The organism is Gammaproteobacteria bacterium (genome assembly GCA_041395445.1).
Taxonomy (GTDB): Bacteria; Pseudomonadota; Gammaproteobacteria; order Xanthomonadales; family Marinicellaceae; genus NORP309.
In genome coordinates, this window is record JAWLAO010000007.1 from 82,588 (window position 1) to 97,232 (window position 14,645).

The 14,645-nt window shown below is 35.8% G+C and carries 14 protein-coding genes; 9 read left to right on the forward strand and 5 right to left on the reverse strand.

Annotated elements, in window-relative coordinates; all coding sequences use genetic code 11:
- Positions 1 to 66 precede the first annotated feature (66 nt).
- Entirely contained in the window at positions 67 to 1,371 is a 1,305-nt protein-coding gene (locus R3F25_11575) for a hypothetical protein (protein ID MEZ5497443.1), read from the forward strand.
- Positions 1,372 to 1,561: 190 nt separating this feature from the next.
- Here R3F25_11575 and R3F25_11580 read toward each other — a convergent pair whose 3' ends face one another.
- On the reverse strand, positions 1,562 to 2,563 hold the full coding sequence (locus R3F25_11580) for a hypothetical protein (GenBank protein MEZ5497444.1): 1,002 nt from the start codon (positions 2,561 to 2,563) through the stop codon (positions 1,562 to 1,564).
- A 1-nt stretch (position 2,564) separates the two neighbouring features.
- On the reverse strand, positions 2,565 to 3,986 hold the full coding sequence (locus R3F25_11585; protein ID MEZ5497445.1) for an MBOAT family O-acyltransferase: 1,422 nt from the start codon (positions 3,984 to 3,986) through the stop codon (positions 2,565 to 2,567).
- Positions 3,987 to 4,368: 382 nt separating this feature from the next.
- On the opposite strand from R3F25_11585, the gene R3F25_11590 reads away from it, so the two are divergent.
- From R3F25_11590 to R3F25_11620, 7 genes are all read left to right on the forward strand, one after another.
- Positions 4,369 to 5,064 carry a hypothetical protein gene (locus tag R3F25_11590; GenBank protein MEZ5497446.1) on the forward strand — a complete coding sequence of 232 codons (696 nt, stop codon included), beginning with the start codon at positions 4,369 to 4,371 and terminating at the stop codon, positions 5,062 to 5,064.
- The gene (locus tag R3F25_11595) at positions 5,054 to 5,800 is read left to right on the forward strand and encodes a sulfotransferase (protein ID MEZ5497447.1); all 747 of its coding nucleotides are present in this window, start codon (positions 5,054 to 5,056) and stop codon (positions 5,798 to 5,800) included. The genes R3F25_11590 and R3F25_11595 overlap by 11 nt, the downstream gene beginning before the upstream one ends.
- Positions 5,800 to 6,612 carry a polysaccharide deacetylase family protein gene (locus R3F25_11600; protein MEZ5497448.1) on the forward strand — a complete coding sequence of 271 codons (813 nt, stop codon included), beginning with the start codon at positions 5,800 to 5,802 and terminating at the stop codon, positions 6,610 to 6,612. The genes R3F25_11595 and R3F25_11600 overlap by 1 nt, the downstream gene beginning before the upstream one ends.
- Before the next feature lie 138 nt (positions 6,613 to 6,750).
- Positions 6,751 to 7,188, forward strand: a complete 438-nt coding sequence (gene rpsF, locus R3F25_11605; protein ID MEZ5497449.1) for a 30S ribosomal protein S6 — start codon at positions 6,751 to 6,753, stop codon at positions 7,186 to 7,188.
- The gene (gene rpsR / locus R3F25_11610) at positions 7,188 to 7,421 is read left to right on the forward strand and encodes a 30S ribosomal protein S18 (GenBank protein ID MEZ5497450.1); all 234 of its coding nucleotides are present in this window, start codon (positions 7,188 to 7,190) and stop codon (positions 7,419 to 7,421) included. Before rpsF ends, rpsR begins: the two co-directional genes overlap by 1 nt.
- 14 nt (positions 7,422 to 7,435) lie before the next feature.
- Positions 7,436 to 7,888, forward strand: coding sequence for a 50S ribosomal protein L9 (gene rplI / locus R3F25_11615; protein MEZ5497451.1), 453 nt, complete (start codon positions 7,436 to 7,438; stop codon positions 7,886 to 7,888).
- Between the two features lie 219 nt (positions 7,889 to 8,107).
- Positions 8,108 to 8,770 (forward strand): sterol desaturase family protein, encoded by a 663-nt coding sequence (locus tag R3F25_11620; protein ID MEZ5497452.1) that lies wholly within the window; start codon positions 8,108 to 8,110, stop codon positions 8,768 to 8,770.
- On the opposite strand, the gene gspF is transcribed toward R3F25_11620, so the two are convergent.
- From gspF to gspD, 3 genes are read right to left on the reverse strand one after another with little or no spacing between them, the layout of a single operon-like run.
- Entirely contained in the window at positions 8,760 to 9,971 is a 1,212-nt protein-coding gene (gspF, locus tag R3F25_11625) for a type II secretion system inner membrane protein GspF (protein ID MEZ5497453.1), read from the reverse strand. The two genes, R3F25_11620 and gspF, sit on opposite strands and share 11 nt — an antisense overlap.
- A gap of 10 nt (positions 9,972 to 9,981) precedes the next feature.
- On the reverse strand, positions 9,982 to 11,442 hold the full coding sequence (gspE, locus tag R3F25_11630) for a type II secretion system ATPase GspE (protein ID MEZ5497454.1): 1,461 nt from the start codon (positions 11,440 to 11,442) through the stop codon (positions 9,982 to 9,984).
- Positions 11,442 to 13,292, reverse strand: a complete 1,851-nt coding sequence (gene gspD, locus R3F25_11635; protein ID MEZ5497455.1) for a type II secretion system secretin GspD — start codon at positions 13,290 to 13,292, stop codon at positions 11,442 to 11,444. The genes gspE and gspD overlap by 1 nt, the downstream gene beginning before the upstream one ends.
- Before the next feature lie 290 nt (positions 13,293 to 13,582).
- Between gspD and R3F25_11640 the strand changes: the two genes are divergently transcribed.
- The gene (locus tag R3F25_11640; GenBank protein ID MEZ5497456.1) at positions 13,583 to 14,563 is read left to right on the forward strand and encodes an IS5 family transposase; all 981 of its coding nucleotides are present in this window, start codon (positions 13,583 to 13,585) and stop codon (positions 14,561 to 14,563) included.
- Positions 14,564 to 14,645: the final 82 nt, after the last annotated feature.

Consider the following 14,645-nt stretch of genomic DNA (forward strand, 5'->3'; position numbering starts at 1 on the left):
CTAGGATATTGATTAATTAAATTTTTAAGAATAGAATATGCGTACAATAAAAATTGGGTGTTAATAATGAAAAATTTAATTATTTTGTTGGCTTTATCAATTCCTTTTGCTTTACAAGCTGAAGTCGATTGCGAAGCTTTATATAGAGATCAGTCTGCTCTAGCTGAGCCTCTGGAGTGTACTGGCTTTGTTCCTACAGTAAAAAAAATGAATGCACCAGGAGCAAAAGATGCAGTGACTGATGTTGCGAATTTCTTTGAGATGAGAAACAATGATTCCTTTGGAACACATCAGATGGGGGATTTATCAAATCAAACAGTTGGTAATCCTGCATTGGCTGAGACATATTATGCTATGGAGTATGAAGAAACAGGAACGACTTTATATGCAGTCGATTCTAGCACAGGTAATATGGTTACCTTGAATCCGGTTGATGGAACTGCGACTGTAATTGGACCTGTAAATGCTTTGGCGGGTCATACGGTTTCCGGAATCACATTTGATGGAAATGGAAACTGTTATGCAAGTTCTACAGATGCTGTTGAATCTGCTTTATATAGTTGTAATACTGCAACAGGTGCATTTACAGTTATTGGTACACAAACGACCACTCCACTGTTGATTGATATCTCTGCAAGTTGTGAAGGAACAGTGTATGGACATGATCTTTCATCTGACAGTTTTTATACTATAAATACAGCAGATGGGTCTGCGACTTTGTTGGGTTCTCATGGTTTAGCAGCTAACTTTGCTCAAGGTATGACTTATGACCGTGAGGCAGGAGAACTTTATGCTTATATTTACACCGGTGGTGGCACAAATACATATGCTAGAGTAAACCAAACTAATGGTTCTATCACTGCATTGAATGTGGATAATCCATTAGGTGAGTTTACAGGAGCATCACAAACATCATGTGGAGTTGTTGATTTGAGTTTAGTTAAGACAGTTTCTGCACCGAGTCCTTTGTATGTCGGTAGTCAGATTGTTTATACATTAACAGCTGAAAGTATCGGAGCTTTGCCAACTACAGGTGTTGTTGTTACTGATAATCTGCCTGCTGGATTAACATATGTGTCAAACACTTGTGGTGCTTCAGTTGCAGGCTCAGTTTTAACATGGAATATTGGCAATATGAGTGGAGGTCAAGTTTTATCTTGTGATGTAACAATGACTGTTGATGTAGAGGGTGATTTTACAAACTCAGCATCTATTTCATCAAATGAAACTGATACTATTCCATCTAATAACAGTAGCCAAGTGACTGTTACCGGACAAGTTCCTCCGGTTATTCCAACTCTGGGGTTTTATGGATTGTTAGTTTTGATATTAACACTGGGTATATTTGGTAAAAAATTCATCAAGAATTAATACTAAAAAAATATCATATCTTATAAAAAAGGAGGCTACGGTCTCCTTTTTTATATTTACGGGTTAACCAAAGCTTATTAAAGCGTTAATTTATTAATAATATACCATTCATTCACAAACTAATTGAACAGTGGTTTTATATGAAAATCGAAAATATTCATAATCGATAATTTCAAAGAACTTTATTAGTCTAGTTCCTTAAATTTAAATAATTACTCATAATCAAATAATTAAATAAAACTTCCGTGAATTCAACAGTATCTTTTTGATCTATATGTGAACTGTCTGGAGAGTTAAATATTCCTAAACCAGTAACATCATTGAAATGTACAGCGTGTAAGTTCGGACTATCTTCGATCAGTTTCCAGTATTTTTCTCTGGGATAAAATTTTTCATCAAGGTTCCAGTGCTCCTTAAATGTTGGAAATCTAACCAGTATGACTTTGCCACCCCTGTTTTCGATTATCTTTGAATAATTGATTAATAAATCGACATTACTTTTCCACTTATCAAACTCTGTAGGTGGTTCATCACTATAGTTTTTTTCTTTTTGTTTGACGAAGTGATTATAAAGATTCTTTTTATTGACTAAATCATAATTTCCTGATGATGATTGATCCAAATGGGTTGAAATATAAAATGCTTTTGGAAAGGCATGATTCTTATCGTAATAATTGATGATATCTTCCAGTCTTAATGTTGGATGAAGAAACCGGATATTAGCTTTTAAAGTAGCTGTTAAAAAGGCATCAAAAGACTTATAAAGCGTTGATTCTTTCTCATAATACAGGTTTTGTTCTTCCTGCATATCAAGATATCTATCTTCCATTGCTTGAGCATTAATTGAAGCAACTATAATTCCTCTAAAGTTTTGATCCTCGGCTAAAGACTTCAAAGTAGCCATAGGATAATGTCCATTGATGCTAAGCTGTGTGATGTGATAATTTCTTAGTTTTTGTTTGAGGTAAGGAATATTTATTCCAAGCTGGCTTCTGGACGCTCCTACTATAACTAATTCATTTTGCTTGCTAGTGATACTCGATCTATACCATGACCATAAGTCGTTATTGCTTTCTATAGATGCATTAAATCCTCTTTGTTTTAGAAAATACTCGTATCCTCCCAATAATCCAATGACTAATAGGATTGTAATTATCCAGGTTTTTATCCAAACTGAGTCATTTTTATTCATATTAAAACTGGAAATATATAAAGGCATCCGAGTTTCCGGATGAAATAGAAATTAGAATTATACAAAGCGATAAATATATTGCTCTTATAGTAACCGGCAGAGAAACAATTAAGTCAAGAATAGATCGGTTTCTAAATGTATATTGCAAAATAAACATAGTAACAAAAGTATATGTTACAACTTGTGTCCAAAGAGTCCACTGAATGATAGATTCTCCATTGGTCGGTTTGAACATACTTAGAATAATAGAATTGGCTTGATTTATGTTTTCTGCTCTGAAAACCACAAATGCAATCATTACCAAGATAAAAGTCATGAAACTGATAATTAGCTTAAAAAAATGATTATCAGTAATTTTTCCAGACATAGGGATGCTACGAATCCATCGCTCTGCAATTAAATAAAAACCATGAATCGCTCCCCAGATTACAAATGTCCAAGCTGCCCCATGCCATAAGCCGCCAAGAAGCAAAGTTATCATTAAGTTTCTAAAAGTGAGGATTTTTCCTTTTCTATTTCCTCCAAGTGGGATGTATAGATAATCTCTTAACCATGATGAGAGAGAAATATGCCACCGCCTCCAAAAATCTGAAAAACCATGAGCTGCAAATGGAGCTCTAAAGTTCAATGGAATTACAAAGCCTAACATTAATGCCGTCCCAATTGCACAAAGCGAGTAACCTGCGAAATCACTAAATATTTGGGCATAAAAAAAGACTCCGGCTAACCATGATGAAAGAGTGTCAACTGGTTGAGTGCTAGCAAAAACTTTATCAACAAATGGTGCGAAAAAGGCGTCAGCTAATACTGTTTTAGTAAACAAGCCTATTATTAATAAACTCAAACCGGTAGAAAATTTATCGAAGTTAATGAGGTTTTGAACGCGTAATTGGGGCAAAAAATCTTTTGCTCTGACAATTGGACCAGCAACTAATTGCGGAAAAAAACTGACAAATAGTGCATAATCGAGAAAGCTATGATGCGTTTTTAGTTTTTTATTATAGACATCAATCGTGTATGATAATGTTTGAAATGTGTAAAAGGAAATTCCCATTGGTAAAATAATTCCCGGGTCAAATGATTGAAAACTAACTCCAAAGACACTGAGTAAATTTTGAAAATTTTCGAGGATAAAGCCACTATATTTGAAAATTGACAGAATTCCTAAATTAAAAGAAAGACTGATCACCAGCCATCGCTTTCTAATAATTTGTGATGTACTTTCATCAATTTTTTTTGCAACTTTCCAGTCAACAAGCGTTGATAAAAATAACAGAAGTATAAACGGTGGGTTCCAAGCCGCATAAAATATGTAACTCCCAATTAACAGATTGGTTTTTTTTACATTCCAGCTGATTCTTGAATAATGAAGAATCGTGATTAATGTAAAAAAAACTATGAATGTAATTGAGTTGAATAGCATGTATTTTGTCAGTAATAAATGATTGAAATATTAAGTTAGCATTTTTAAGTATAATCAAACTCTATACCAATAATTAAAAATAATTGATTAAATGATGCTAATTATAAAACCAAAATTATCTCGTGTATTATTATTAATAATTAAGTAGAATCAAACCGATTTAAATATACAGTACAGTGTGAGTTTTTTCAGTAATATATTCAGAGAAATCAAAAATCTGTTTGAATTTTATATAATCCCTTTATTGGTAGTCATACTTCCTTACAAAGTGTCATTTTATATATTTAAATTTATCTGTCGATATACTTTTTTTTACAATAAGTATTCTAATGGGTCATTACATAATGCAGAGAAATTTTTAAACAGAAAGTTTGCAAAGGCCTTGTGGATAAGAAATGTTAAGTTATTATTTTTATATGATATAGCAGACTATTGGTTAGCCACGCTTAGACCAAATAAAATGAAGAAGTTAAATATCTTCAAAGGTGAATGGGCAAATAACAATAATTTATTACTTTTGGGATTACATTATGGTCCGGGCTATGTGATGTTGATGGATTTGAAAGAAAAAAAATATTCACCTCACTTTGTTTTTGTAGTTCCGGAAGTAAGTTATAAGTATCAGAGCTTCATTGAAGATAAATATCGTAAGGCAAGAGTTAAACACTTGAATAATATCTCCGGTGGTTCAACAATAACAACAGGCGGAGGATATCAGCTTATCCTCGATACAGTTGCAAATAAGGGAACGCCGATAATTCTGTATGATGCTCCAAAATATGAAACAAAAACCAAATATTGCTTACAAGTTTTTGGAAAAAAATATCCAGTTGCCAGTGGTTTTATAAATTTAATTTGTAAAGAAGGAATCGATTTTCAGTTGTATAATGTACAACTCGATTTTGAAACAGGAATGAGAAAAATTACAATAAGCGATTTAAAAAGTTATGATAGTGAGGAAAAATTGTTAGAAGAACTATCAAGTTATTTTGAGAAAGTCATTCAATCAAGTCCTGAACAATGGTTTTTCTGGCGGCAAAGTTCAGCATTATTTCAGGAATTAGATAATGAAAAATGATTCATTTTTTTTTATTCTCGGTAGTGTCCGTTCAGGAACGACGCTATTACGAGATTTACTGAAAAAGAGTTCAAATCTTTTATGCCCTGAAGAAACACATTTTTTCAGGTGGGCTGAACCATTTGAATCAACTGATTATAACTATGTCAACAAGTCTGCTGAAACGCTTGTTATGCATCGTAAAATGGATAGGGTGAACGAGAATGAGTTTTTGGAAATATTAGAATCCAGTAAAGATAGGAAAGAGTTGACTTTGAATTATATGAGTTTGTTCAGAAAAGCTCACAATAATTTTACAGGAACTATTTTCGATAAAACCCCACAAAATGTGTATGGTCTTCCTCTGATAAAATCTTATTTTCCTGACTCTAAAATTGTGCATATTATCAGGAACCCCCTCAATGTTATTTCAAGTTTAAAAAGAGGCAGAGGTTTGTTGCCTCAGAATTTGACTGGGGCAATTAATTTTTGGAAAGAAGCTATTTTAATAATAAATACTATGAAACCAATTCTAGGTGAAAGTTTATACGAATTGAAGTATGAGGATTTAACAAAAAATCCCGATATTGAAATCAATAAATTACTTGACTTCCTCGGTGAAGAAAAATTTGAAAATATAAATATTGCTACAAATGTTCATGCTTCCGAAGATTCTTATCTGTCAGTTCTTGATAACAATGAAGTTGAAATAGTTAAATCTGAACTTTCAAATTTGATGAAAATTTATGGATATTAATGATGCAGATTCCGGTTCTAACTTATCACTCTAATAATGTTGATGGCAATGAATATCATAATAATGATCATGTTGCGTTTGAGTTGGATTTACAGCTTATATCAAAGCTGGGATACGAAATTATTTCCACGCATGAACTTGTAAGTATCCTAAAAGAGAAAGCAGGTTCATCTAAAAAAAAATATGTCTGTTTGACTTTTGATGATGGTTCAGATATGGACTATCATGACTGGGAACACCCCTTTCATGGATATCAGAAATCTTTTCTAACCATGATGCAAGAATTTAAGAATCAAACTGGTCAATATATACATGCCACTTCATTTGTTATTGCAGATCCACAGGCAAGAGCTGAACTTACAAATACATGCACAGCAGGTTATCCAATTTGGAATAGTGACTGGTGGAAAGAAGCAGAAAAAAGTGGAATGTTATCTATTGAAAACCATTCTTGGGATCATGTCCACTCAACATTGAAAAACACCAAAACTCAAAAAAATATCAAAGGTGACTTTTCAGGTGTGGATAGTTTTTTAGATGCAAAAACACAAATAGCAGAGGCTTCTAGGTTTATCAATTCTGTTATAGTTGGAAAGAAAATCTCACTATTTGCTTATCCTTATGGTCATTTTAATGATTATCTGGTGAAACAGTATTTCCCTTATGAACAATCAGAAATCATTGCTGCATTCACATGTGAACCTCAATTCGTCACTCAGGATACGAATCTGTGGCTAATTCCTCGTTTTGTCTGCGGTAGTCATTGGAAAAGCAGTAATGGTTTAAGAAAGATACTCCAAATGCAATCGTGAATACGTCAAATCCTTGCTATTGATTATGGTTTTGCTATAATCCGCCGTTCGGTTCTTTGAGCCGATTTCCTTGCTGCACTGATAATGTGTCTGTGAACATTATGCAGGTGGCTTTATTTAATCCATAAGGAGACAAAAATGAGACATTATGAAATTGTTTTTCTGGTTCATCCGGGCCAGAGTGAACAAGTACCTGCCATGGTTGAAAGATACCGTGCAATGGTAGAAAAAGACAACGGAACCGTTCACCGTTCGGAAGACTGGGGTCGTCGTCAGTTGGCATATCCAATCCAAAGACTTCACAAAGCGCATTACTACCTGATGAATGTTGAGTGTACTGTTGAAGCACTTGAAGAAATTCTGGAAGCTTTCCGTTTTAATGATGCTGTTCTTCGTCACATGGTTATCAAAATGAAACATGCCGTGACTGAAGAGTCTTGTTTGATTAAGAAAGACGAAAAAGAAAGCAAAAAGCACTCCTCAAGATACTCTAATGACGATACTGATTTAGATGATGATTCAGAAGACGAAGAAGATCTTGACGATGACAATGATGATGAGGACGGAGAAGAATAATGCAACAAAGAAGACAAGTTAATCGCAAACGTTTTTGCAAATTCACTGCTGATGGTGTTTCTGAAATCGATTATAAAGATTTGGATACATTGAAACAAAATGTTGGTGAGACAGGGAAAATCATCCCTAGCCGTATCACAGGTACAAAAGCTAAATATCAAAGACAATTAACTACCGCTGTTAAACGTGCGAGATATATTGCATTGTTGCCATATTGTGATCAACATTATTAATCAGGAGTAAGCACATGCAAGTTATATTATTAAAGAAAGTACAAAATCTTGGTGAGTTGGGCGATATCGTTAATGTAAAACCTGGTTATGCCAGAAATTACTTGATTCCTAAAGGTCATGCGTCAATGGCGACGGAATCAAATATTCAATCATTTGAAGATCGTAAAGCAGAACTGATTGCAAAAGAAAAAGACACTTTGGCGGCTGCAAATGCAAGAGCTGAGTCAATCAATGGTTTGGAAATTACAATCACTTCCAATGCATCTCCTGAAGGAAAATTGTATGGTTCAATTGGTCCTCGTGAGATTGCTGAGAAATTAACAGCCAGTGGTTTCCCTGTTGATAAAAGTGAAGTTATCATGCCTGACGGTCCGATTCGTGAATCCAGCCAAGTTGAAATTGAATTATCTTTACATGCAGATGTGAAAACCAAATTCAATTTAAATGTTGAAGGTGTTGAAACTTAGAAAACACTTTTTCTAAAACTTTAAAACCCGGTTTGATGCCGGGTTTTTTGTTTTTACGAAATTTATTAATTTTCAAGGGTACTCCTTAGCGATTGACTGCTATTTTGAGATTATGAGATGTTGTAGTAAAATCAGTTTAGTATGGGCGATGATTAATCATTAATATGATAAAACAGTCTTTTGGAGAGACACTGACGATTAGTAGAGGTTAATTGGAGTATGCAAGAAAACTCGGAGTCTGTGAGAATATTCAGACAGAAGTATAGAGAGGAAAAAATCTCAAAACACTATTATGGCTGGCTTCATTTTACTCTCACAACAGTAATTTCGATTGCTATTATTTCCATTTCTTTTTTTAGGCTGAGAGATGTTCAGTCGTTGGAGTGGTTGACCATTCCTATTACATTTTTATATGCAAATATTGCTGAATATTTTGGACATAAAGGTCCGATGCATCATTTGCGAAAACCTTTTGGGTTAATGTATCAAAGGCACACCAAGGAACATCATGTGTTCTTTACTGATAAATATATGGAATTTGATAGTTCCAAAGATTTTAAAGCGGTGCTTTTTCCTATTGTTCTGGTTTTATTCTTTTTTGGCTTGATTGGAGTTCCAAGCTGGATGTTGTTTTATTGGTTGTTTTCATCCAATGTCGCTTGGCTTTTTTCAATGACGGCTGTTGCCTATTTCCTCAATTACGAATGGCTTCATTTTGCTTATCATTGTTCGGAAGAGTCGTGGCTCAGGTACATTCCCGGGTTTAGGAAATTAAGACAATTACATCTGCATCACCATAATCAAAAACTAATGTCTCGTTATAATTTTAATATTACTTATCCGATTGGTGATATTTTGTTTGGGACTTATTTTAAGAAATAATGGTATTCATCTGGAAGATTGGTAAAAGCATTGCCAGTACAATGAGTAATATCATCATACCAACAATTAGAATAGCGACCGGTTGCATGACGCTGACAATGGAGCGAAGTTTGTGATTAACATCTCGTTCCTGAGTGTCTGCGGCTCTTTCGAGCATGTCGCTGAGAATTCCTGATTGTTCCCCGGAATTTATTAAACGAATTGTCATTGGTGGAAAATATCCATTATTTTTCAGGGATTGACTGAGGCTGGAACCTTCCCGAACCTGAGAAGCGGTTTTTTCGACCGAATTTTTAATCACCAGATTATTGATAACTTTGCCTGATAACGAGAGGGCTTGCACAATTGGCACTGTGCTTTTGGTGAGGATTCCCAAAGTTCTGGTAAAACGAGCCGATTGCGAAATTCTGATAAAAGAACCAACTAATGGCAATTTGAGTAAAAATTGATGCCATTTGAAACGAAATTCCCTGTTTTGTAAGGCAAAAATAAATGCAACAATCAAAACCAGAAATATGATTGAAACTGTCAATCCGTATTTTCTGACTCCATCGCTGATACTCACCAGAACTTTTGTGATTGTTGGAAGTTCGGCATTGTTGTTCTCAAAAACCTGAATGACTTTTGGGACGATATAAACCATCAAACCGGAAACCACTAATATTGATGTGATAATCAGAATGATGGGATACAAAAGTGCCATCCACGATTGTTTGCCCATATCTTGGCGTTGTTCCAAATATTCAGCTAATCGGAGTAACACCTCATCCAAATTTCCCGATTGTTCACCGGCTTCGACACTGGTCGTTATCAATTCATCAAATGCTTTAGGAAACATTTTCATTGAATAAGCCAAAGGATGACCTTCCATCAGCTTGGAACGTAAAGTGATTAGAATTTTTTTGGAGCTTTTATTTTCTGTTTGCTCGATGATTGTGTTTAATGCTTCAGCTAATGGCAAACCGGCTTTGAGTAAAGTCGAAAGCTGACGAATGAAAACAGGAAGTTCACCACTTTTAAGCCGGGTGTTAAATTTTTGGTCGACAGTTTTATTGCCAGTTGCATTGATTTTCTCAATTTTTACCGGAATCAGATTCTTGTTTCTGAGAATTTGACGGACATGCTTTTCTGTATCAGCTTGTAAAATTCCGGTTTGAGTTTTTCCGGATTGATCCAAACAACTATATTCAAAAGCATCCATGATATTTTAATTAGTTGGTGACTCGGAGAATTTCATCGGTTGTTGTTATGCCTTGGCAAAGTTTCTCAATTCCGTCCTGACGGATTGATTTTGAGAAGTTTCTTGCCAGTCTTTCAATTTGTTGTTCCGAAGCCCCTTGATGAATCAGGGTTTTCATTTCTTCATTAATTGTTATTAACTCGTAAATTCCTGTTCGACCGGTATAGGCTTCGTGAATTGGCAATCTCTCATCAGCTTTATAGAGAGTTTGAGATTGAATGTCAAATAATTGACACTCGTCAGAATTTGCCTGGTAAGCTATTTTTGTTTTTGGGTTCAGAACTTTAACCAATCTTTGGGCAACCACTCCTTTCAAACTAGAGGCTAATAAAAACGGAGCAACGCCCATATCAACGAGTCGTGTGATAGCACCGGCGGCGGTATTAGTGTGCAATGTGGACAATACCAAATGGCCCGTTAAACTGGCTTGAACGGCGATTTCTGCAGTTTCTAAATCTCGAATCTCTCCGACCATTATCACATCGGGGTCTTGTCTGAGAATCGCTCGCAAACCTTTTGCAAAAGTCATGTCGATTTTTGGATTAATCTGCGTTTGGCTGATTCCGGCCAGGTAATATTCAATCGGGTCTTCAACCGTCATGATATTACGACTGCGATCATTAATTGTTTCAATTGCAGCGTATAAAGTTGTAGTTTTACCGGAACCGGTTGGACCGGTTACCAAAATAATGCCATGAGGCAGATTGATTAAATCTTTTGTTTGTTTCAATGTTTGGGAATTCATTCCCAAGTGGCTTAAATCCAATTGCCCTGCTTGTTTATCCAGCAAACGCAATACTACACGTTCTCCAAATGCTCCAGGAATGGTTGAAACCCTGACATCAACGGAACGCCCGGCAATTTTGATTGAAATCCGTCCATCTTGAGGTAAGCGTTTTTCAGCGATGTCTAGTTTGGACATGATTTTGATTCTCGAACTGATAAGTGGTGCAATGGCTTTTGGTGGCGCAATCACTTCTTGTAAACTACCGTCAATGCGATAACGCACGGAAACAATATTCTCATAAGGTTCGATATGAATATCCGAGGCATTCAGTTTGACAGCATCGGATAACATGGCGTTAATCAAGCGAATGATTGGAGCATCATCGTTGCTTTCCAATAAATCATCAGGTTCGCCTAAGTCATCGGCAATTTCAGCCAGTCCGGGTTGATTATCAAAGTCAATAACATCATTAGACAACGATTGTTGCTGCTGATAAATTTTTTGAATAATCTTATGATATTCAGCCTGTGGATAGAGATTGATTTCACAAGGAACTCCGGCAAAACGCTGAAGCTCGTCAATAGTTTGTGTGTTTGCTTGTTCTGAAACTGCCAAAATGGCTTTATCATCCTGCCATGACTCAATCGTTCCACCTTGTTTTCGGGCAAAACCGTAATGCGGAATGGATCCCTTTGCAATACTCATTATTGGTTATAATTCTCAGGGAGGGTTAAATTGCCTTTTTCAAATTCCTTTTTATCAATTTTTTGTAATTGCTGATTACGAATATCCTGATATTTATCCAGTGTTACTTGCTGCTGATTGCCACTGTCAAGAATCAATGGGTGTATAAAGACCATTAGATTGCGTTTGACACGGCTTTTCTTCTTGTGTCTGAATAGATTTCTGACAACCGGAATGTCTCCTAATACTGGAACTTTCTTAATATCTTCCTGCATGGATTCATCAATCAATCCACCTAAAACGATGATTCCATCATTTGGAACCATGACTGATGTTGTCAAGGTTCTTTTATTGGTGATGACATCCACTGCTGTTGATGCTGCTGCAAGGCTGGAAACCTCCTGAGCAATATCAAGAACGATTTGTTCACCTTCATAGATATGAGGTGTCACTGTTAATGAAATACCAATTTCCTTTCTTTGAATGGTCGAGAAAGGATTGACTGAACCTTCATTCGCTCCTGTATTGGAAAATTGCCCGGTTAAGAATGGTACTTCTTGCCCAACAGATAATTTTGCCTCTTGATTATTTAATGTCACCAAAGAAGGTGTCGATAAAATGTTATTGTTGGTATTTGCATTTAAGGCAGAAAGTAAAGCCCCAATTTGTGGGTTGTTATCACCATCCAAATGTACATATCCTACATTGAGTCCGTTGTTAACACCATTGTCGGGATTTAGAATATTGCCGATGATTCCATAGTTGGTTCCGCCAACCAAACCTTCGGCACCGTTCAGTTGATCAAGTAAACCCTGCCATTGAACACCGGCTTCCTTAGTATGATCAATTGTGAGTTCAACGATAATTGCTTCAACCAAGATTTGTGGACGTTTGACATCCAGTTGTTCGATGGCATTCAGTAAATTCTTGAAGATAGTTGGCGGCGCATTAATAACCAAAGAGTTGGTTTCCACATGTGCCTGAATCGTTGCAGATTGGTTCGCCGTTGTGGTTTGACCTTCGGCTTGTAGAGTTTTATTTGCCAGAGTTTCAAGTATCGGAACTAACGATTCAGCATTAGAGTGCTTGAGTTTTATTACTTGTGACTGAGTATTCGTTTCCAGTGGGTTGTCCAGCTGCGCAATCAAAGTTTGGATTTTTACTTTGGTAGAGGGCGGTGAATTGATGATAACTGAGTTTGTTCTTTCATCTGCAACAATTTTGGTTTTGCCGTTTAAAGTGGTGTTTCCGGTATCCATCAAGCTTTCGATAGTGCGTGCAACTTCAGTGGCATTGGCGTGTTGCAGCGAAATCATTTCAATGCTGGAATCAGATTTTTTATCAATACGATCGATGATGCCAATCATTCTTTCCACATTTTTCGCGCGATCCGAAATAATTACCATATTACTGTCTTTGTGAGAAATGACTTTGGCTTTTTGGTTAATGTTCTTCAACATTGTAACAATTTCGTCAGCCGGAACATAGTTTAGTCTCACAATACGAGTCACAAAATCACTATCTCCGGTAATATTGAAATCACCAAGAATTCCGGCTGCTTCGGCTTCATTGACAATTTTAATGCTGTTGCCTTCGCGAACCGCAGCTAATCCGTGAACACTCAGTACTGATAGGAAAATGTTATAAACTTCTTCTTTACTGACTGGATGTCCTGAGATTACTGTAACTTTTCCCTGAACCTGAGGGTCGATAACAAAGTTCTTTCCTGTCATATCAGAAACGGTTTCGATGAGTAGTCGGATATCAGCATCCTGAAAATTCAAACTGTGCAGGTGGTTATCTGCATAAAGTTGAATAGTGAAAATACAGTTGAGGATAAAAGCAACGATTATTTTTCTGAAATTTATCATTCTTATAGCTGTGATTTAGTTGTAATTGCGAAATGCAGTAGATTTTAACCCATAAATTTGAAAAATTCTTCATTAATTTGGATTTCAATTTCACTAGAAAATTTTATAGATTGAGATTGAATGGAATTTATGACTCTTTATATTTATGAAATTTATTACAAAATTATTGATGAATGTCAATTTTTAAAAAAAGTAGTTGATTTTTTTAACTCAAGTAGAGACCTTTGCTCGAAACACAAGAAATTTGAAAAAATGTTAAACTACCGTAGTTCACAAAATTTATTAAAATCATGTCTTGGAAACAACTTAGCCAATCAAGCTTAGCCGACTCATTAGCTAGTCACCATAAATCCCTTGAAGAACTCGATGATATTCATGAATTACTGGACTGGAGTCGAATTGAAGCTCATCTGAGAGATATGTTTTCATCCAAACGAGGAGAGCCAGCATGGCCTCCGCTATTAATGTTTAAAATCATGTTACTGCAACAATGGTATAGACTGAGTGATGAAGGCATGGAAAAACAATTGGCACGAGATTTATTATTTCGTCGTTTTACCGGACTTGGTTTAAGTGATGGAACACCGGATCATACTGTTATCTGGCGTTTCCATAAACTGATTGGAAAATTAAAACTGGCAGAGGTTTTATTTGAAGAAATCAACCAACAACTTTGTGAACAAAACATTATGATTAGAGCCGGAGGAGTCAGTATTATTGACGCCACAATAATCGAAGCCAAAAACTCTCGTCCTAAAAATGGAAAAAGCGGTGAGAATACACAGGATAAAGATGCTGCTTATACCAGTAAAAAAGGTTCAGATGGCAAGCTCAAAACCACTTATGGTTTTAAACTTCATGGTAACAGTGATGAAGATGCCTTTTTACAAAAATACACCTGTACTGCCGCCAATGAGCATGATTCTAAACAATTTAAGAAACTGCTTACAGGAGAGGAATCTCAGGTTTATGCTGATAGTGCCTATAAAAGCAAGGAATATGATGAGTATCTTCAAAGGAATAAAATAAAAAATAAAATACACGAGCGAGCCTACCGCAACAAGCCTCTGACTGAGAAACAAAAGCAGGCTAACACATGGAAGTCTCAAGTTAGGAACCGTGTTGAAAGTGTGTTCGGCATTCTGAAGCTACATTATGGCATTGCCAAAGCCAGACATGGAGGATTAATGCAATTACATACATCAATAGGCTTTGCTGCCATGGCATATAACCTTAAAAGAGCGGTAAAAATACAAAATAGTTGTGCCTGAAATATGGCAAAACACCCCGATTAGCCCTCAAAAAGCTAGTCGGGATTAAGAAAATAGGCACAAACAGTGGTTTTTTATCGAA

Coding starts and splice junctions, on each gene's coding strand:
- R3F25_11575 (MEZ5497443.1), top strand. CDS start 67: ATGAAAAATTTAATTATTTTGTTGGCTTTATCAATTCCTTTTGCTTTA.
- R3F25_11580 (MEZ5497444.1), bottom strand. CDS start 2,563: ATGAATAAAAATGACTCAGTTTGGATAAAAACCTGGATAATTACAATC.
- R3F25_11585 (MEZ5497445.1), bottom strand. CDS start 3,986: ATGCTATTCAACTCAATTACATTCATAGTTTTTTTTACATTAATCACG.
- R3F25_11595 (MEZ5497447.1), top strand. CDS start 5,054: ATGAAAAATGATTCATTTTTTTTTATTCTCGGTAGTGTCCGTTCAGGA.
- R3F25_11600 (MEZ5497448.1), top strand. CDS start 5,800: ATGATGCAGATTCCGGTTCTAACTTATCACTCTAATAATGTTGATGGC.
- rpsF (MEZ5497449.1), top strand. CDS start 6,751: ATGAGACATTATGAAATTGTTTTTCTGGTTCATCCGGGCCAGAGTGAA.
- rpsR (MEZ5497450.1), top strand. CDS start 7,188: ATGCAACAAAGAAGACAAGTTAATCGCAAACGTTTTTGCAAATTCACT.
- rplI (MEZ5497451.1), top strand. CDS start 7,436: ATGCAAGTTATATTATTAAAGAAAGTACAAAATCTTGGTGAGTTGGGC.
- R3F25_11620 (MEZ5497452.1), top strand. CDS start 8,108: ATGCAAGAAAACTCGGAGTCTGTGAGAATATTCAGACAGAAGTATAGA.
- gspF (MEZ5497453.1), bottom strand. CDS start 9,971: ATGGATGCTTTTGAATATAGTTGTTTGGATCAATCCGGAAAAACTCAA.
- gspE (MEZ5497454.1), bottom strand. CDS start 11,442: ATGAGTATTGCAAAGGGATCCATTCCGCATTACGGTTTTGCCCGAAAA.
- gspD (MEZ5497455.1), bottom strand. CDS start 13,292: ATGATAAATTTCAGAAAAATAATCGTTGCTTTTATCCTCAACTGTATT.
- R3F25_11640 (MEZ5497456.1), top strand. CDS start 13,583: ATGTCTTGGAAACAACTTAGCCAATCAAGCTTAGCCGACTCATTAGCT.